Source organism: Acidithiobacillus ferridurans, assembly GCF_003966655.1.
GTDB lineage: Bacteria > Pseudomonadota > Gammaproteobacteria > Acidithiobacillales > Acidithiobacillaceae > Acidithiobacillus > Acidithiobacillus ferridurans.
The window spans coordinates 498,807-516,488 of the sequence record NZ_AP018795.1 but is presented as its reverse complement, the minus strand read 5'-3'; the positions used below and the strand labels follow the sequence as shown (position 1 = coordinate 516,488).

19 protein-coding genes are annotated in these 17,682 nt (G+C 59.4%); 18 read left to right on the top strand and 1 reads right to left on the bottom strand.

Translation table 11 applies throughout. From position 1 onward, the window contains the following. Positions 1 to 23 precede the first annotated feature (23 nt). The 13 genes from AFERRID_RS02570 (at position 24) to AFERRID_RS02510 (ending at position 11,082) form a co-directional block, all read left to right on the top strand. The gene (locus AFERRID_RS02570; protein ID WP_113526484.1) at positions 24 to 743 is read left to right on the top strand and encodes a 4Fe-4S dicluster domain-containing protein; all 720 of its coding nucleotides are present in this window, start codon (positions 24 to 26) and stop codon (positions 741 to 743) included. After that, positions 736 to 1,647 (top strand): CoB--CoM heterodisulfide reductase iron-sulfur subunit B family protein, encoded by a 912-nt coding sequence (locus AFERRID_RS02565; RefSeq protein ID WP_012537254.1) that lies wholly within the window; start codon positions 736 to 738, stop codon positions 1,645 to 1,647. The genes AFERRID_RS02570 and AFERRID_RS02565 overlap by 8 nt, the downstream gene beginning before the upstream one ends. 68 nt (positions 1,648 to 1,715) lie before the next feature. Beyond that, the gene (locus tag AFERRID_RS02560; protein ID WP_113526485.1) at positions 1,716 to 2,162 is read left to right on the top strand and encodes a glycine cleavage system protein H; all 447 of its coding nucleotides are present in this window, start codon (positions 1,716 to 1,718) and stop codon (positions 2,160 to 2,162) included. Continuing rightward, on the top strand, positions 2,159 to 2,557 hold the full coding sequence (locus tag AFERRID_RS02555; protein WP_113526486.1) for a DsrE family protein: 399 nt from the start codon (positions 2,159 to 2,161) through the stop codon (positions 2,555 to 2,557). Before AFERRID_RS02560 ends, AFERRID_RS02555 begins: the two co-directional genes overlap by 4 nt. A gap of 53 nt (positions 2,558 to 2,610) precedes the next feature. Beyond that, positions 2,611 to 3,051: a glycine cleavage system protein H gene (locus tag AFERRID_RS02550; RefSeq protein ID WP_225981811.1), complete on the top strand. Its 441-nt coding sequence runs from the start codon at positions 2,611 to 2,613 to the stop codon at positions 3,049 to 3,051. Between the two features lie 84 nt (positions 3,052 to 3,135). Continuing rightward, positions 3,136 to 4,257 carry a radical SAM protein gene (locus AFERRID_RS02545; protein WP_113526487.1) on the top strand — a complete coding sequence of 374 codons (1,122 nt, stop codon included), beginning with the start codon at positions 3,136 to 3,138 and terminating at the stop codon, positions 4,255 to 4,257. 48 nt (positions 4,258 to 4,305) lie between these two features. Continuing rightward, the gene (locus AFERRID_RS02540; RefSeq protein WP_113526488.1) at positions 4,306 to 5,376 is read left to right on the top strand and encodes a lipoate--protein ligase family protein; all 1,071 of its coding nucleotides are present in this window, start codon (positions 4,306 to 4,308) and stop codon (positions 5,374 to 5,376) included. Next, the gene (locus AFERRID_RS02535; protein ID WP_113526489.1) at positions 5,373 to 6,434 is read left to right on the top strand and encodes a geranylgeranyl reductase family protein; all 1,062 of its coding nucleotides are present in this window, start codon (positions 5,373 to 5,375) and stop codon (positions 6,432 to 6,434) included. Before AFERRID_RS02540 ends, AFERRID_RS02535 begins: the two co-directional genes overlap by 4 nt. Before the next feature lie 24 nt (positions 6,435 to 6,458). Further along, positions 6,459 to 7,595 (top strand): radical SAM protein, encoded by a 1,137-nt coding sequence (locus AFERRID_RS02530; RefSeq protein WP_113526490.1) that lies wholly within the window; start codon positions 6,459 to 6,461, stop codon positions 7,593 to 7,595. Positions 7,596 to 7,809: 214 nt separating this feature from the next. Beyond that, positions 7,810 to 9,099: an OmpP1/FadL family transporter gene (locus tag AFERRID_RS02525; RefSeq protein WP_113526491.1), complete on the top strand. Its 1,290-nt coding sequence runs from the start codon at positions 7,810 to 7,812 to the stop codon at positions 9,097 to 9,099. A gap of 127 nt (positions 9,100 to 9,226) precedes the next feature. Further along, a complete protein-coding gene (locus AFERRID_RS02520; RefSeq protein ID WP_113526492.1) occupies positions 9,227 to 9,640 on the top strand; it encodes a hypothetical protein in 414 nt (137 codons plus the stop codon). 4 nt (positions 9,641 to 9,644) lie between these two features. Next, the gene (locus tag AFERRID_RS02515; protein WP_172959319.1) at positions 9,645 to 10,652 is read left to right on the top strand and encodes a lipoate--protein ligase family protein; all 1,008 of its coding nucleotides are present in this window, start codon (positions 9,645 to 9,647) and stop codon (positions 10,650 to 10,652) included. Positions 10,653 to 10,704: 52 nt separating this feature from the next. Further along, entirely contained in the window at positions 10,705 to 11,082 is a 378-nt protein-coding gene (locus AFERRID_RS02510) for a hypothetical protein (RefSeq protein WP_113526614.1), read from the top strand. A 58-nt stretch (positions 11,083 to 11,140) separates the two neighbouring features. On the opposite strand, the gene AFERRID_RS02505 is transcribed toward AFERRID_RS02510, so the two are convergent. Continuing rightward, positions 11,141 to 11,464, bottom strand: coding sequence for a hypothetical protein (locus tag AFERRID_RS02505; protein WP_113526493.1), 324 nt, complete (start codon positions 11,462 to 11,464; stop codon positions 11,141 to 11,143). 123 nt (positions 11,465 to 11,587) lie between these two features. Between AFERRID_RS02505 and AFERRID_RS02500 the strand changes: the two genes are divergently transcribed. The 5 genes from AFERRID_RS02500 to AFERRID_RS02480 are packed head-to-tail and all read left to right on the top strand — an operon-like array spanning position 11,588 to position 17,677. Then, a complete protein-coding gene (locus tag AFERRID_RS02500) occupies positions 11,588 to 11,992 on the top strand; it encodes a hypothetical protein (protein WP_225981810.1) in 405 nt (134 codons plus the stop codon). Then, complete coding sequence (locus AFERRID_RS02495; RefSeq protein ID WP_126604314.1) at positions 11,989 to 12,819, top strand: CbbQ/NirQ/NorQ/GpvN family protein; 831 nt, start codon at positions 11,989 to 11,991, stop codon at positions 12,817 to 12,819. The genes AFERRID_RS02500 and AFERRID_RS02495 overlap by 4 nt, the downstream gene beginning before the upstream one ends. A 9-nt stretch (positions 12,820 to 12,828) precedes the next feature. After that, positions 12,829 to 15,324, top strand: a complete 2,496-nt coding sequence (locus AFERRID_RS02490) for a nitric oxide reductase activation protein NorD (protein ID WP_113526496.1) — start codon at positions 12,829 to 12,831, stop codon at positions 15,322 to 15,324. 44 nt (positions 15,325 to 15,368) lie between these two features. Beyond that, on the top strand, positions 15,369 to 16,535 hold the full coding sequence (locus AFERRID_RS02485; protein ID WP_113526615.1) for an acetoin utilization protein AcuC: 1,167 nt from the start codon (positions 15,369 to 15,371) through the stop codon (positions 16,533 to 16,535). Continuing rightward, positions 16,532 to 17,677 (top strand): aldo/keto reductase, encoded by a 1,146-nt coding sequence (locus tag AFERRID_RS02480; RefSeq protein ID WP_126604313.1) that lies wholly within the window; start codon positions 16,532 to 16,534, stop codon positions 17,675 to 17,677. The genes AFERRID_RS02485 and AFERRID_RS02480 overlap by 4 nt, the downstream gene beginning before the upstream one ends. Positions 17,678 to 17,682 lie beyond the last annotated feature (5 nt).

Genomic DNA, 17,682 nt, shown 5'->3' with positions numbered 1-17,682 from the left:
TGAATTAGGGTATAGGAGCGGCTATGGCTATTCATGAAAAAACACTGATCGATCCCGATCGGATTTTGCAGCACGATCACCTGGTAATAGACGGGGTGGACGTTTCAGGTTCCTGGAACACCATGATTACCCCCCGCACGCTGACGGACTACGAAGAGCATTTTGAAGAGATCATCCAGAGTTACAACGGTGGCGAGAACGTGCACCGTTGCTGGCAGTGCGGCTCCTGCACGAATTCCTGCACCATGTATGCGCAGAATGTGGATTTTAACCCGCGTTACTGGATTTATCTGATTCGTTTGGGCCTGAAGGCCGAGTTGATGAAGGATAAAGACATCATCTGGCAGTGTGTTTCGTGTAACAAGTGCACCAATATCTGTCCCAAGGATGTCCGTCCTGAGGGGGTGATGAAGGCGACGGCGCATTGGCTGGAAGAGAACGGCCTGACCCCGAAAACGCCTTCGACGCATTTTGATGAGGAATTCACCCATGAGTGCATCGAATTCGGGCGTATCGAAGATACCGAAGTCATGGTGGGATTCTTCAAGCGCAGCGGGCAACCCTTGGTCCAGGCCTGGATCGTGGAGTTTGGCAAACGCCTGACCAAGCACATGCCCTTGGGTCAGTTGAGCAAAATGGGTATGAATGTGGTGTTTCGTCCCAAGACCAAATCCTGGGGTAAAACCGGTGAAGTCCTCGCTGAATACGTGAAGGCACAGAAGGAGGCCGCTCATCATGGCTAAGGTTGCATATTATCCGGGCTGTGCGCTGGAAGGTTCCGGCGGACCCTATGACAAGTCCACCCGCGTTCTGGTGAAGGAACTCGGTCTGGAGATGGAAAACCTCGAGGACTACAACTGCTGTGGTGCGATGGAGGTAAAGAACATTCATCCCATGTTGCAGACCTATATGTCGGCGCGGAATCTGGCCATCGCCAGTAAGCTGCAGGGCTGTGATACGGTGATGGCGCCTTGTAACGGCTGCTATCGTAATCTGAAGCAGACCGAATATGAATGTGCTACTTCAGAAGAAACCATGAAGACGGTGCAGGAACTTGCCAACAAGTCGGGTGACCCTGTTTATGAAGGCGACGTGCGCAGCCTGCACGCGCTGGAATGGTTCATGGAGGAAGTGGGCGTCGATGGTATCAAAAGCAAGGTCAAAAAGAGTCTCAACGGTCTGAAGATCGCCAACTACTACGGTTGCATGTACACCCGTCCCCGGCAGATTTTTCCGGAAAAAGATCAGGGTCCCGGTTCGGAATCGAGCTATGCGCCGCATTTCATGGATGACCTGCTCGCAGCGGCCGGTGCCGTGAGCGTGGATTTCCCCTTGAAGACGGCATGTTGTGGTGGGGCGCATACGTTGTCGGATTCGGATACTTCCACCCAGTTGGTGCTGAATATCCTCCAGGCGGCGGAAGATGCCGGTGCGGAAGTGATCGCCACCGAATGTCCTACCTGCCATTCCGGTCTGGAAATGCATCAGATCCGTGCGGAGACGGAGTTCGGCATCAAGTCGAGTGTCAAGGTGATTTATTTCACCCAGTTGCTCGGTTTGGCCATGGGTCTGTCTGCGCGCAAGGTCGGCATTCCCGACAATGTCAGCGACTCGATGGATCTTCTTGCCGCCAAGGGCATTATCTGAAATGGTATGGGGAAGCGCCCCTTTGCGGGGCGCTTTTTTTTACCTGTCGCTGACACCAGGGGAAGGCCATGGAATGTAACGGTTGCGAATTCCGCGCCGAATTATATTACGATCGGGAATGCCAGATCTGGGTGCGACGCGAAGGCGATGGCACGCTTACGGTGGGTATGACCGACATATCTCAGTCGATTGCCGGAAAAATTCTGCATGTCCGGGTACGCCGACCAGGGACACGTCGTCCGCTGGGTAAGCCGGTTGCCACTATCGAGAGCGGAAAATGGGCAGGTCCGGTTCCGAATGTCTTCGATTGCGTGATCGAATCGGCCAACGAAGATGTCCTGGAAGATCCCAATCTGCTCAATATCGAACCCTACGAAGCCTGGATCGCCCGGGTACGCCCGGTGGCTTCGGTGGACGCTGCGCTCAAAAAGCTGTCTACTGGGGACGCCGCCTTTGAGTTGTACCGGCAGCGCTGTCTGCGTGATGACATTCATTGTGAGCGAGGAATGCGATGAGCGACGACCATTATCTGGAAGATCAGGGCGAAAAGTCGGTAGTCATCGTCATGACCAGCGGGCCGAGCACTGCGCATCGCTGTGCGACGCCGTTTTATCTGGGTGCCCTGTTGTCTTCCATGGATGCGGAGGTTAAGATTTTTTGCACGATGGAAGCGGTCCGGCTGATGCAGACGGGCGTCGCGGAAAATCTTTCGGCGATGGCTGGCGGCAAGCGGATTATCGACTTCATTCGTGACGCAAAAAATGCCGGAGTGGAAATCCAGGTCTGTCGACCGGCGCTTCCCGGCTATGAGATCGAGGCCGACAACCTGATCGATGAAGTGGACGCGGTGGCGTCCGCCGGTGATCTAGCCGATCTGATTCTGTCGGTTGACCGACTGCTGTTTTTTTAAAATCCTGCTTGGCAGCGGGGTCTGTTTACTGGAAATGCAAACCAAAGGAGAAAATGATGGGAACTGTACGTGGCTGTGAAATCCCCGAAGATCTGCTGTACAACGTCGAGAATAACGTGTGGCTGCGCAAGGAAGACGATGGCACTGTGACCATCGGCATGACCTCCTATGCCTGTGCGTTGGCTGGACAGATCGTTTCTTATACACCCAAGGGCGCTGGCAAGGAGATCAAGAAGGACAAGTCCGCAGCAACGGTGGAGTCCGGCAAGTGGGTTGGCCCGTTGAAGAGCCCCGTCAGCGGTACGGTGGTGTCGAGCAATGACGATGTGGCCAAAGAGCCGGGCCTCATCAACAAGGATCCCTATGGAAGCGGCTGGATTGCCAAGCTGACGCCCGCTGATTTTGCAGGTGATGCCGGTGAACTGAAGACGGGTGCCGATGCTTTGGCGGCATTCGAAGCAAAGATGACGGCTGATGGTTTTGGCGGCTGCTGATTGCTGCAATCCGTCATGATTCAGGAAGACGGCCGCATTTCGCGGCCGTCCGGCTTTCTCTCTGTATAAAGGATGGAAATTCATATGAACCCATGGTTGAACGCTGTTGCGCAAGTAGAGGCTTTGGAGGATCTGGTCCTCAATGTGGATCTGGTGGACTCTATGCGCGAACGGTGGTCCGGCCTGTCCGGTAGTCAGGTGGGTCGTATCAATTTCTATACGCCTTCTTTTAAGCACCATGAAACGTCCGAAGTTTCCGCCTGCGGGAAGAATGCCTTCCCGGCCATTTCCATCACCGGTGGTGATTGCAAGTTGCAGTGTGACCACTGTAAGGCGAAGATTCTGGAGCCGATGATTCCGGTTCGCGCGCCGGAAGAACTGGATCGTCTGGTGGACCGGATCGTCCTGGATGGGGGCCGTGGGCTGCTGCTTTCAGGAGGTTCGGACCATCAGAACGTGGTCCACTATGAACCCTATTTTCCGACGGTGCGCAAGATCAAGGATCGCTATCCCAATTTACAGATCGCTATGCATACGGGTATCGCCACCCCCGAGTTCGCGCGCGGGATGGAGGATGCGGGCGTCGATGTGGCCATGATGGATGTGATCGGTGCCCAGGACACCATCAACCAGGTTTACCATTTGCGCCGTTCGGTGGATGATTTTGAGGCGGCGCTGGAAGCTTTGGTGGCCACCAAGATGAAAGTGGTGCCGCATATCGTCATCGGGCTGCATTACGGGGAATTGCTTGGCGAATGGAACTCTCTCGAAATTATCCAGCGGCATCTGCCCAGTGCCCTGGTGCTGGTGGTGATCATGCCGCAATATGCCGCTTCGAGTCGGCCTTTCGTGACGCCAGCGGCGGATGAAATTGGTAAATTCTTTATGGATGCGCGGGCCGCGCTGCCGGAAACACCGGTATTGCTGGGCTGCGCACGGCCTTCCGGCGTGCATCGTTCCATCACCGATACCTATGCGGTCATGGCGGGACTGAACGGGGTGGCCTTCCCCTCTGATGGCATGCTGGCCCTCGCCAAGCACCTGGAACGGGATGTCTTTGTGACACCTTCCTGCTGTTCCATGATTGTCGGTGAAGAAGTCTTGGCACTGGGTGACGAGACGACCACTATGCCCTTGGACTATGTCCCCGCCGCGCCGAAACGTCGCACACAACTGCGGGATATCCCGATTGTGTTTACGGCCTGAGACTGCATTGTTTCTTCTGGGCCTCACGTTCGTCCGGTTGCATGCGTTATGACAATGTATAACGCCAAGGACTGGCTCGTGGTCGATACTGGCTTGCGCCCGGCCGACGAAAATATGGCCTTGGACAAGACATTGCTCCTGGCAATGTCCGAAGGACAGATTCCCGGCATTTTCCGTTTCCTGCGCTTTGAGGAATCCGCGCTGGTCGGTTATCACCAATCACCGGAGCAGGAACTCAACCTGGAGTTCTGTCGTGAGCAGGGGATCGCCGTGCAGCGTCGCCTTACCGGCGGCGGTGCACTGATTTTTGATCCCACCCAGATAGGCTGGGAGTTGGTGTGTCGGCGGGAGGCGTTGCCGCCGGGCGATATGGCCGCGCTGTCGCGGAGAATCTGTGAGGCGGCGGCGGCTGGCTTATCGCTTCTTGGGGTGAGCGCACGGTTTCGCCCGCGCAACGACATCGAGGTGGAAGGGCGGAAAATTTCGGGTACCGGCGGGATTATGGATGGCAATGTACTGCTCTTTCAGGGGACGGTGCTGGTCGATCTGGACATTCCGCGGATGTTGCGCGTACTGCGCGTGCCGCTGGAGAAGCTGGATGCCCATGCCATTTCTTCGGTGGCGGAACGGGTGACCAGCTTGAAAGCCTTGTTGGGTAAAGCGCCGGAGTTGACGGCGGTACAGAAGGTCTTGCTGGATGGTTTCCGCGCGCATTTGGGGCTGTCTTTCGTCCAGGGCGACTTGCCGGATGCCGTAGCCGCGCTGTTGCCGGAGGCGTTGGCGGAGGTGCGTGACGCGGAGTGGCTCGGCATCAACCGCCGTTCGCGCGACGAACTGCCGTTGCGTAAAGCGACGTTACGCGCCCCCGGTGGCACGCTGCAAGCGGAAATGCTCTGGGACAGCTATGGCAATCGAGTGCGGCAGGTTCACTTCAGCGGTGATTATTTTGTGCAGCCGCGGCGCGCTATCGTCGATCTGGAGGCGGCGTTGCGTAATGTCCATCTGAATGACGTGGACGGCATTATCGCGGGATTATTCGAGAAACAGTCCGTCGATGGTTTCGGCTTACAGCCGGAGCATTTCGCGACGGTGGTGCGGATGGCGGCAAAAGACGCGTGAATCCCTTAGCCATAGATGTACTGGTGATTGGTGCTGGTCCGGCCGGCGCGGCGGCAGCGCGTGCCGCTGCGGGCAAAGGCCTTGCGGTGATCTGCGTGGATCGCCGTGCGGAGGTCGGTGTTCCGGTGCAATGTGCCGAGTTTGTCCCCATGCCGCTCTTGCGTACCGTACATGAAACGGGTTCGCGGGTGCAGGACATAGAAGGGATGTTGACGGTACTGCCATCCGGGCTACAGCACCACAGTGTCTTCCCCGGCATGATGATTGACCGGGCACGTTTTGATCAGGGGTTGGCGGAGTTGGCGCAGGCGGCGGGCGCGCAGGTGGAAATGCGTTGCCAATTCCTCGCCTGGGATGGCGCAGTGGCCCGTCTGCGGCGCGGCACCGGAGAAGCATTCACCGTGCGCCCCCGCCTGCTGATCGGCGCCGACGGACCACACAGCCTGGTGGCGGAGGCCGTGGGCTTGCCGCATCAAGAGGTCGTTTATACCCGTCAATATACGGTGCCGTTGTTGCGTCCCTATGCGGATACGGATATTTTTCTTTCGGATACTTTTCCGGGAGGCTATGGCTGGTTGTTTCCCCGCGGGCCGGTGGCGAATCTCGGATTGGGTGCGGATCGGCGTTTTGAGGATAATCTTAAATTGCCGCTGGAGCAGTTGCATCGGCAGATGGTAGCGCGTGGCATCATCGGCGAAGCCGTCCTCGGGCGTACTGGTGGCGCGATTCCCGTGGGTGGCATTCGACGGATGGTGCATGGCAACGTGGTGCTTGCCGGGGATGCGGCGGGGCTGACCCATCCCATTACCGGGGCGGGCATCCCCGCTGCGGTGATCAGCGGGGAGGGCGCGGGATTGGCCGCTGCGGATTATCTGGCGGGCGGCGGGGACGCGTTAGAGAGTTACGCAGAGGATATGCAGGATCAGTTTGGTCCGGCCCTGGCGCGGGCCGTGCAGCGGAGAAAATCTTTGGAAGCCGTGTGGCGACAGCCTGCGGCCCAGGAAGACAGGGTGATGCGATCCGGTTGGATCGCCTTTGATGAATACTACGCCGCCTGAGGCGGAATGACAGGAGGAACTCCTATGAGTGCGGTAGCGCAAGAAAATTCTCAGCCCTTGAACTTTTATCGCCCGGATTATTTCGTCAAAACGCCGACGATGCGGTCGCCCGAATATGTGCAGCTCAGCACCGCAGCGGCGATTACGCTGGGCCTGATCCCCGGGGTGATGCATCGCACCTCCTGTACGAATTGTCTGAATCTGCTGATGACCTACCCGGAAGGCTGTCGTGCCAACTGCACCTACTGCGGTCTGGCCCGGCATCGTGAAGAGAGCCGCGATTACGCCGACCGCAACTTCATCCGGGTGGACTGGCCGACGGTGCGCGTGGATGAAATGCTCGAACGTATCGCCAAGAACGGCGACAAGGGCCAGTTTCAGCGTATGTGCATCAGTATGATCACCCACCCGGATTCTGACCATGATACCCAAGTCATGCTGAAGCGCTGGATGGAGGTGGCGCCCCATATCCCCGCCTCCATTCTCTCCAACCCGACCACTATGGACAAGCAGGATCTCATCGACCTCAAGGCGATGGGCGCGGATATCTTTACTGTCGCCCTGGATGCCGTGACGCCGGAAATCTTTGAGCGTACCCGTGGCAAGACGGTGCAGAGCCCCCATTCCTGGGACAAGTACTGGCAGACCATCGAATGGGCGGCGGAAATTTACGGCCCCGAAAAATTCGGTGCGCATCTGATCTGCGGCATGGGCGAGACCGAGCAGGAAATCCTCGCCGTCTGTCAGAAGATGAAAGACCTGGGTGGCCATAACCACATGTTTGCCTTCTTCCCGGAGAAAGGCTCCATGATGGAAGATTGGGACGCCGTGCCCCAGGACCATTGGCGCCGGGTGCAGTTGGGCCGCTTCCTGATTGACTATGCGGGTGGCCGTTATGAGGATATGGAGTTTGATCAGTATGGTCGCGTACTGGGTTTCGGTTATCCCCAGGCGGAGCTGGAAGACATCATCGACTCGGGCAAGCCCTTCCAGACCTCCGGCTGCCCAGGAAAGGATGATGAAGAAGTCAGCGCCTGTAATCGGCCTTATGGGGATTCCTCTCCTTCGGACATCCGCTCCTTCCCCTTTGCGCTGAACAGGGAAGATGTGGAAATCGTGCGTCGCCAGATGCGGTTGCAGGACTTGCAGTTTCCCGGATAAGACGGGCGAGGCGCGGAAAAGGGGCTTCGGCCCCTTTTTTTTCAACAGTCGCGCAACAGTAAATTCCCATAATATTTATTGTTGCTAATAAACCAATATTTTACGGCTTGATAAACCGATTAAAAAATTTACGGATACAATATCTTGCAACACTGTTCCCGTTCCGACACAATCAACGTGTCATCAGCGATACAAACAGGGGCGGAGAAATTACATGAAAAAATCACGGATTTTAGGAATTGCAGTTGGCGCGACGTTGGCGATGGGCCTGTCGGCCAGTGCGTTGGCAACGGATGGTTATCAGTTGATCGGTATCGGTCAGTACGCCGTGGGCATGGCGGGTGCCGTGGTGGCGGCTCCTGATGATCCCTTGTCGGCAGCCATGAGCAACCCGGCCGGGTTGGCATTGATGACGCCGCAGGCCGCGTTCTCGGCGGAGATTTTCAACCCGGTCCGCAAGACGAATCTGGGTTTTGGCGAGATCGGCAGCCATAGCAATGTCTACGGTGTTCCGGCCATCGGCTGGGTGGCCCCGGCCTTTGCCAAGAACTGGGTATTCGGTGGCGGCGTTTATGGCACCTCTGGTCTGGGTGTCAATTATCTGCAGAATTTAGGTTCCGCAGGTTATGCGCAGGCCTCTAGCAGCATTACCTTCATGCAGATGGCGCCGTCCGTCGCGTGGAAGGTGAATAGTCATCTCGCCGTCGGCGCATCGCTGAATATTGCTGCGGAGCAGGCGTCCTTTCAGCAGACTTTTACGGAATATTTCCCTACTGGCCTTCCATCCCCTTATCCGTCAGCTGTTCCTGTGACAGGCGGGCTTAATCTGGCCAGTCCTTCTTGGGCTTACGGCGTAGGCGCGACCTTGGGCGTATTATATAAAGTAAATGACATGGTGACCCTGGGTGCGACCTACAAGTCCCCCATCATGTTCACTCCTCTCACCTGGCAGGCGGGTACACAAAATGGCCCTGGAGGGGCTACCGGCACTGCTGGTCAATATAGTGGGCATTTAAATTACCCACAGCAGGTTGCTTTGGGCTTGGCCATTCGGCCTATCCCTCAATGGTTGATCAGTGTGGAAGGGCAATGGATCAACTGGCGGGCGACCATGAATGATTTTACCATCTATGGTCCCTGGAATGGCCCGTCTTATGTGCAGCTCCCCATGCACTGGAGCAATCAGTGGGTGGCCAACTTCGGCACCCAGTATGACGTGAACAACTGGTTGCAGGTGCGCGCCGGTTATACCTGGGGCTCCAATCCCATCAGCAACAACACCATCGCCTCCAATCTGATCTTCCCGGCCATCGTGCAGAATGCCATCACCTTCGGCGCCACGCAAAAGCTGGGCATGGGCTGGAAGCTGACGGAGGCCTACATGCACGAGTTCTCCAACACCAATACGGGGCCGGCTGGTTCTTCCCCCTTCGGTGGTCCTATGCCTGCCAGTGCCACTATGTACGAGAACTCCTACGGCCTTCAGGTCGGTTACGACTTCTGATATATCTGAATACATCCCTCCTCGGGTTATGAGGGAGACGGGCAACCGTCTCCCTTTTTTGTGGGCGCCTTGCATGGGGAGGGGTTTTTGGGTCAATATATAGTTGACTATATTGCTATGGATTGCCATGAAGCCGATACCGATTACCGATGTGAGCAGCCTGAAAAACGAGCTGAAGAAGTACAAGATGGGGAAGAAGCTGGAGATTCCCCGTTTCAATCAACTGGCGCGGATGGCTTATCTGGGGCGGCTGGTGATGACACCGCTGGACCCGGAAGACGCCTCCTGCAAGTCTTTCCTGGTACATATCCAGGAGCCCCAGGGATTGGCGGCACATTTTATTGATCTGGATGAAGACCTGCAGGACGGCATCCTGATTCTCGACAGCGAGCAGTCCATGGCCATGGCTGGGATCATGCAGGCGGGCGTGGAAGAGCGGGCGCGCTGGCACCAGGCCCTCAATGAGCGCGACTTCTATTTCTCATCCTTTTATCGGCCGAAAGATCAGGAAGCGCCGGGCGAAATTTCACAGAACGGATAAGTAAGTGGCGTCCATTCGTCTGCTCCATCTGGGAAAGCTCAGTCCGGAGGCGCTGCATCGTGCCTATGCCGGACTGGCGGAGGCGCAGGGGGAGCAAGATATGCCCATTCTGCTGCTGGCACAGTCCGACGCCCATCTGAGTCTGGGCGCCGCCCAGGGGCCGGGCGCGGAACTGGACCGGCAGGCTTGCGAGCGGCTGGACATCCCGGTGTTGCGGCGGCCCCTGGGGGGTGGCGTGGTGTGGGTAGACCCCGGCCAGTTGAACTACTTCTTCATTTTCCCCGCCGCGGCGGGGGTGCGCCGCGCGCCGGAGTTGTTTGCGCGGGTTGCCCCCTGGGTGCTTGCCGTACACGCTCATTTTGGCCTGGAGGTGGAGGCGCGGAGCGGGCAGGACTTCTGGTGCCGGGGACGCAAGATCGGGGGCACCGGGGCGGCTTCCATCGGGCATGATCTGGTGCTGGGCGGCAGCTTTATCCTGGACGCCCAGTGGACATCTTTTGCGGATTGCGTGGCCGCCCCTTCGGCGGGTTTTCGCACATGGCTGAAGGTGGCGCTGGAGGAGGGCTTGGGTAGCTGGTCGCGGTTGCTGGGCCGCGTGGTGGGCCCGGAAGTGGTGCTGGATGCCTGCCCGGCGCTGCTCCGTGCGGCAGGCTGGGACGTCGTCGTATCAAGCCCTACAGAGGCTGAAAGATGTGCCATGACGCAGGTGGAGCTGGAGGATGTGGACTGGGAGCAGGCGGTCGGTCGTCGGGTGCGTGCCGGGATCAAGCTCAAGGCGGGTGCTTTCCTGACGGAACGACACTGGCCTGATGGCCACTGGCTGCGAGTGTGGACGGAAAATGGCGCCTTTCGGCGCGTCGCTGGTTCTGCCTGGTCGGCGGGGCAGGGGGGTATGCTGACTGGCCTGCAGCCCGGTTCGGCGGGGTTTGACGAACGCTTGCGGGAAATGGCCGGCGCCGGGGCCGCACTCTGGGGCGAAAGACTATCAGAGACGGCGGTCTGGACGGATTGAGTCCGTCGTGCCTGCTACGGATATCCTGAATTCATGCAAGGGAGGTGGCCTGGTGCCGAGTATCAGTGACCGGATGCGCAAGCGCTTTATTCTTATGGCGGGTGATCCCGAATTACGCGCGGCCGTGGTGGCGGCGACGCCCGAAGGCTGGGGAATGACGGAAGCTACGGATCTGGATGGCCTCGGCGATTGGCAGGAAGTGCTGCTGCATCGTTTCATGCTGCTCAGTCTGGATGATTCCAGGATCGAGGACCCCATTGAATTGATCGATACCTTGCGGCGGGAATACCAGTTGAATATTGCGATATTCTGTCTGGGTGGAAGTCAGGAGCGGCGGGATGCGGCGCGTTCGGCACGGGCGGACCGCTTTTTTGACCGGGATACGGGTTTGCAGCGTCTGCCGGAATTTTTTGCCCAGTTTGGCTGGTGATGGGTAGGTAGACGGCCCATCGGCCGAAGCGCCGATGGGGATGGTCTGCTGTGTAGTGTCAGCCTACTTTGGCGTGGGCTTCGGTGCCGAGCATCAGGTCGCGGCTTTCACTCTGACCGTCAACGCTGACGCTCAGGGTGGCGATACGGATGCCGGCGTCCTTGAAGGTGATTTCGTAGGAGAAAATACCGGGCAGTTCGATGCTGGTTTCCTTCATGGTCTTGCCTTCGCAGATGACGCTGACCTTTGCCGTCCCCTTGCCTTCGAGCATGGCCTGAATCCGGAAAGGATGACCGGCGACACGGCGATAAACCTGCGGATCGCGGTTGGCATTGTATTGCAGGTTGTTGAGTTTGACCATTTTGATCAGATTCGTGCTCATGATAGCCCCTTCTTAATCACGCTATAAAATGAATTGTACATGCATGCAGTTAAAACTCTTTTATCCTAGACGAAAACCGCCCGGAGTGGTAGCGGGGCGCGACCGAAAAATCCTGCAGGAGTGATGATGACAGAGCCAAACGGGTTGATAAGCGCATTAGACGGGGCGCAGGGGCGCATTGACGCCCTGGCGAGGCAGCAGGCTGCGGGGATGTCCTTGCCGGAACTGGTGGCGGCGGGGGTGGCGGAGGCATCCGCCATGTTGCGCATCATGCTGGCTGCGGAGCACAAGCCTTATGCCCATGATGCGGATTTGCTGGAATTGTGGAAGGCGCTGGTGAAGGGCGCCCCTCACTGGAATACCATCCGCGATAATTGTCGTGAATTGGTTTTTTACCAGAATTGCCTGAAGGCAGGGCGTGCCGACGCGCTGCCCGCACAACCGGAGCGCATGGTGATCCATACCCTGCGCCATATCTGCCTTTATCTGCGCAGTCATGTCGAGCAAAACAACGGGGACGATATATGAGTGAGGCAAAAATGGCAGAGAGTAACGGCTTGCGCCTGCTCCTCGATGAGCCTTTTTATCAGCCGGTGGCAAATGAGGTTAGGGTGTTCCTGGCGGCGTGGGACCGGCGCCTGCCGGTCATGCTCAAGGGGCCGACGGGTTGTGGCAAGACCCGCTTTCTGGAGCACATGGCGTGGCGCCTGAAGCGGCCGCTGGTGACCGTGGCCTGCCATGAGGATCTGACCAGTTCGGACCTGATCGGCCGCTTTCTGATCGAAGGCAACGAAACGGTCTGGCAGGACGGTCCGCTGACCAGGGCGGTGCGGGAGGGGGCCATCTGCTACCTGGACGAGATCGTCGAAGCACGTACCGATACGACGGTCGTCATCCATCCGCTGACCGACCATCGCCGTCATCTGCCCATCGAGAAGCTCGGCATCGAGATCACGGCGCACCGCGATTTCATGCTGGTGATTTCTTATAATCCCGGCTATCAGACGGTGTTGAAGGACCTCAAGCCGTCGACCAAACAGCGATTCGTCGGCATGAACTTCCATTATCCGCCGGCCGATGTGGAAACCCGTATCGTGATGAAAGAGGCGGGCGTGGATGAGGGCAGGGCGAAGGCACTGGTGGCGGCGGCGGGCAAGGCACGGAATCTGAAGGAGCAGGGGTTGCAGGAAGTCACCTCGACCCGGGCGCTGATCTATGCGGGGGCATTGATGGTGGCGGGTCTGGACGCGCTGGAGGCCTGTGTCGTGGCGATCATCCATCCGCAGACGGACGATCCGGAATTGGCCGAGGCGCTGCTGGAGATTTTCCGGACCTTCTTCCCGGAACAGGGCTAAGGAACGGCCATGTCGGCGGCGACGGAGGATATCCTCGATCATCTGGCGGCCATCAGTTTCGTGGCCGGTCGGGATGCGCGGGCGGCCTTGCCCGCCGTCACATCGCTAGGTGAGACGGCCGCCTTGCGCTATCTGGAGACCGGCCGTGACCTGTTTTTTTATGACCGGGAGGCAGGCAAGGCGTTTTTCCATGCGACGGCTGATCTGACGCAGGCCTTTGGCGGGCTGGACCCTTGGCTGGATCAGGCCCGCCACTTTCTGAGCCAGCGTGGCACTTTTCGGGCGGCGGTGGGTTTCTTTGAACAGGCCGGAGTAGTGCGCCGGAGCTGGGGTGCAGATGGCGAGGCGCTCTGGTTCGATTTGGGCGCGACGTGGATCGACCGGCATGTGGACAGCGCGGCGTCCTATTTCCGGGTGCCTGCAGCCATTCTCTTTGGCAACGCGGGTACGGAGGGGCTGCGGGCGCTGTTGGCACCCGCCGACACCCTGGCCAGGGGCCGTCTGGGTTTGGGGACGTATCTGGAGGGCGCCATCCAGGTGCGCGGCATCTGTGGTCTGGATGGCGTGGCGGAGTGGGCGCAGCGTGGCGCGGATGTGCTGGCGGCGGGGCGGGTGCGTGGTGAGGCATGGTTCCGACTGGAGAGCGATGAGGCGCGCGGCTTTCTGCTGGAAGTCCTGCCCGGCTTTCATATGGGGGCCCATAAGCGGCTCTTCGGATGGTTGCTCCAGGCCTGGACCGGGCTGCATCTGCCCCTGGAGGAGGGGAGCTGGAGCCTGGAGGGCGGGCGCAGCTTTCTCGAGACCGACGGGCGCAGCCTTTTTGTACCGGCAGTGATGCCCGACCGGGAAGAGGCCTTGCTGGCCTTCTACCACACTGGCGCGCATCTGGCCTTCGACAGTTACGAGCAGGATGCCATCCGCGCCCTCTTTGCGGAAATCGGTATGGCGCATCCACCCCTGGATCCCGACCAGCGCATAACCTGGCGGCCGCTCTTCGCGCGCTTTGGGGAGGATATGATCCGCTTCCAGCTCATTTTCGACCTCTGCGAAGATTTGCGGGTGGATGCGGCGCTGGAGCGGGAAATGCCCGGTTATCTGGCGCGGGTGGTACGGGCGGCGCGTGGCCACCATCTGCCGGAAGGACCCGCCAGATATTACTTTGAGGAGGCGCTGCGACTGCTGGAAGACGCGCGCGCTGGTCGTTTGTCTGCCGGACTCGCTGCTCTGACCACGCCTCAGGCCAGCATAGTGGATGCCTTTCGTGCGGCATTGACGTGGTATGCGAACACGGATCTGCCGCCGCTGACCTTGGCGGAGCGCGCCAGCGCCTATCTGCCCGGCCATTCGCCCAACGCCGCACGGCCGGTGTATCCGCGCCGGAAACACGACAGTGATGCGCCGGAAATGGACGGCGGCGGTGGGCTGGGTGCCGCAGGTCACGAAGAAAAACCCCGGGAGTCTCCGCAGCAGGCCGAAGGGAATGACCCGGATATGGATATTCCCCCAGAGGATATTCAGGGTACCGGCGGGCGGGTCGGGGTGGGTATTCCCATGCCCGCGAAGGTGACGGGCCATGGCCGGGGAGTCAAAGGGCCCAGGGGCGGTTGGGCCTATCGCGAATGGGATTACCGTCATCAAAGCTATAAGGAAGACTGGGCGCGGGTCCATGAGCGTAGTCTGCGCGAGTATGACGAAGCCAAGGCAATGGAAATCACCACCGCATATGATGGTACCCTGCGCCGTCTGAAGCAGGCCTTGCAGGCACAGAAACCGACCCGGATGGCACCGCGCCGCCGTCAGTACGAGGGCGACGAGCCGGATCTGGAGGCTGCGGTCCAATTTATGGTGGAGCGGCGTGCCGGACGCTCGCCGAAAGCCAGCATCTACCAGCAAAGACGCCCGCAGCAACGGGATACCGCAGTCCTGCTCCTTGCCGATCTCTCCACCTCCATCATGGCAGAGGCGGGAGATTCCGGAGTGCGGGTGGTGGACCGTCTGCGCGCAGCCATGCTCCTCTTTGGTGAGGCGCTGGTGGAGGTAGGCGATCCCTTTGCACTCTATGGTTTCGCCAGCAAATATCATGACGAAGTCTTGCTCTATCCCATCAAGCGCTTTGCGGACAGGTTTGATATGCGGGCACGGGCCCTGCTCGGCGGACTGTCCGGGCGGCTGGCGACACGCATGGGGGCGGCTATCCGCCACAGCTCGCGGCTGATGCTGCGGAGTCCTGCACGGCGGCGTCTGCTCCTGATTCTGTCGGATGGGCGTCCCGCCGATTATGATGACGGTGGTGACCCCCGCTATTTGCAGGAGGATACGCGCATGGCGGTGAAGGAGGCGCAAGACTTGGGTATTCACGCCTTTTGTATCAGTCTGGACCCGCGTGGTGGCGAATATCTGCCGCTGGTCTTCGGGCCGGGGCACTATCTCGTGCTGCCCCATCTCGACAGTCTGCCGGTACGTCTGCCCGAGATTTATCTGCGCCTGCGCGGCCACAGCGTGTGACGGGCGAGGCGCAGACGGTTGCCGGCAGCGTGAACGAGCAGGGAATGCTGCGCCCGCAGATCGCCGCGACCCGCCCAGCGGTTTTCGTCGGAGCGGCGCGTTACCGGCGGGCGAGTTATGGGAGTAACCATCCCCTGGCGATTCCGCGGGTCTCTCTGACTTTGGACCTCATCAACAGTTACGGGGCCATGGCGCCGGAAGAATACCGGCAGGGCCGCCCGGCGAGCCATCGGGAACTCTTCGGCTTTCATACGAAAGAGTACATACAGGCCTTTGAGCGGGCGCAGTTTCGCGGCGGTGTGCAGGACAGCGATCGTCAGCGTTATCAGTTGGGTACGCTGGAGAATCCTTATTTCCCCGGTTTTTTCGATACGCCCTCCCTGGCTACCGGTTCCAGCGTGCTCGCGGCGGAAGCCGTGCTGGAAGGCGTAACCGCCTTCAGCCCCGCGGGCGGGATGCACCATGCCGCACCGGGTCAGGCGCGCGGCTTCTGCTACCTCAACGACCCGGTGCTTGCCATTCAGCGCCTGCGCCGCGCCGGTCTGCGGGTGCTGTATTGGGATATGGACGCCCACCATGGTGATGGGGTGGAGGCGGCCTTTGTGGAGGATCCGGACACGCTGACGGCGTCGCTGCACATGGATACGGACTACGCCTATCCCTTTCTGGGCGGCAAGCTTACCGACTGGCCGGGGCTGGCGGTTAATCTGCCTTTGCCCAAAGAAGTGAATGACAGCGAATATACACTGGCTTTTGCCGAGTTATGGCCTCGCGTCTTGCAGCGCTTTAGCCCGGACGTCGTCGTTCTGCAGGCGGGCACCGATATCCTCGCACCGGATCCTTTGAGTAGGTTTCGGGTGTCCAACGGCTTATTCTGGCAAGTCGTGCGCCAGATCGTGGCGGAAAGTCCGCGTCTGCTGATCCTGGGCGGGGGTGGTTATCATCCCGTTGCTTTGGCGCGCTGTTGGACCGGTCTCTGGGCGATTCTCAGCGGTCGCTCGTTAGCCGCGGAATTGCCCGCATCCGGGCAAGCGTTGCTCCAGGCGGTCGAATGGGAACTGGACGATGAGGATGCGCCAGACTATCGTCAACAGTTCCTGAGTCTGGAAGATGCGGCCCGGCCCGGCCCGGTGCGTGCCGAGCTGCGTGAACGCCTGGACTTTTTGCTGCACCACCATCCCCTCTTTGCCAACAGGAGTAACGCTGCGTGAATGCTGCGGAAAATGGACTGATTCCGGGGGCCGCCAACAGTGCGGGTACCAAGGCCTATGTGGCGCGCTTCGCCGGGACCCTCGCTGACGAACACTTCAGTGACTTTTTGAACACCCGCATCAAGCTATCCTCCCTGGGTGTCGGTACCTTCCCCGGTGGCGTGGACGATGTGACGGATGTCGCGGTGGCGGCCATTGTGGCGCGGGCCTTGCAGGCGGGCATCAACGTCGTCGACACGGGTGCCAACTACCGCCTCGGCCGGGCCGGGCGAGCGGTAGGTGTAGGTATCGCGAAGGCGATGGCGGCAGGTATTCAGCGTGAGGAGTTTTTCGTGGTTGGCAAGGGGGGCTTTCTGACCTTCCCTGGCGGACGGCCAGAAGATCCGCTGACATTCTTCCGTGAGGAGGTGGCGGCCAAGGGGCTGGGCAAAGAGGAGGACCTGGTTCAGGGGGTTCACTGCCTGAGCCCCGAATATATTGCCTGGCAACTGGATATGTTGCGCGCGCAAACTGGTCTGGGAACCCTGGATGTGTTTCTGGTGGATCAGCCGGAGGTGCATATCCCTTTGATTGACAAAGAACAGATGTATCGCAAACTGGTGGATGTGTTCACCATGCTCGAAGCGGCGGTGCAGGCCAACAAGATTCGCTACTACGGCATTTCCACCTTCAATGCCTGCCGGGTGGAGACGGATAATACCCTGTTCCAGTCCCTGACCAGCCTTATCGGCCTGGCGGAGAAGGCGGCGGGGCAGGGGAATCGCCATCATCTACGAGTAGTGCAGTTGCCTTTCAACGCGCTGATGCCGGAGGCCTACACCCGTTTCAGTCAGGTCACGGGGCAGGGCAACATCGGCTCCACCATCCAGGCGGCTTTTCAGCTCAAGCTGACCATCATGGCCAGCCATCCCCTTGGCAAGGGTCTGCTGGCGCGGGAAGAGGTGCCGTCCCTGCAGGAAGCCATGCCGGAATTGGCCGATGCCGCGCAGCGCGCCATTCAGTTTGTGCGCTCCACGCCCGGCATAGGCGTCACTCTGGTGGGGCTCAGCACCCCGCTGCATCTCCCTGATGTCCTGGCGGTAGCCAGACAGCTTCCGCTTTCCAAAGAACGTTATCTGGCCATGTTTGAAAAGGAGCAATAGGCCGG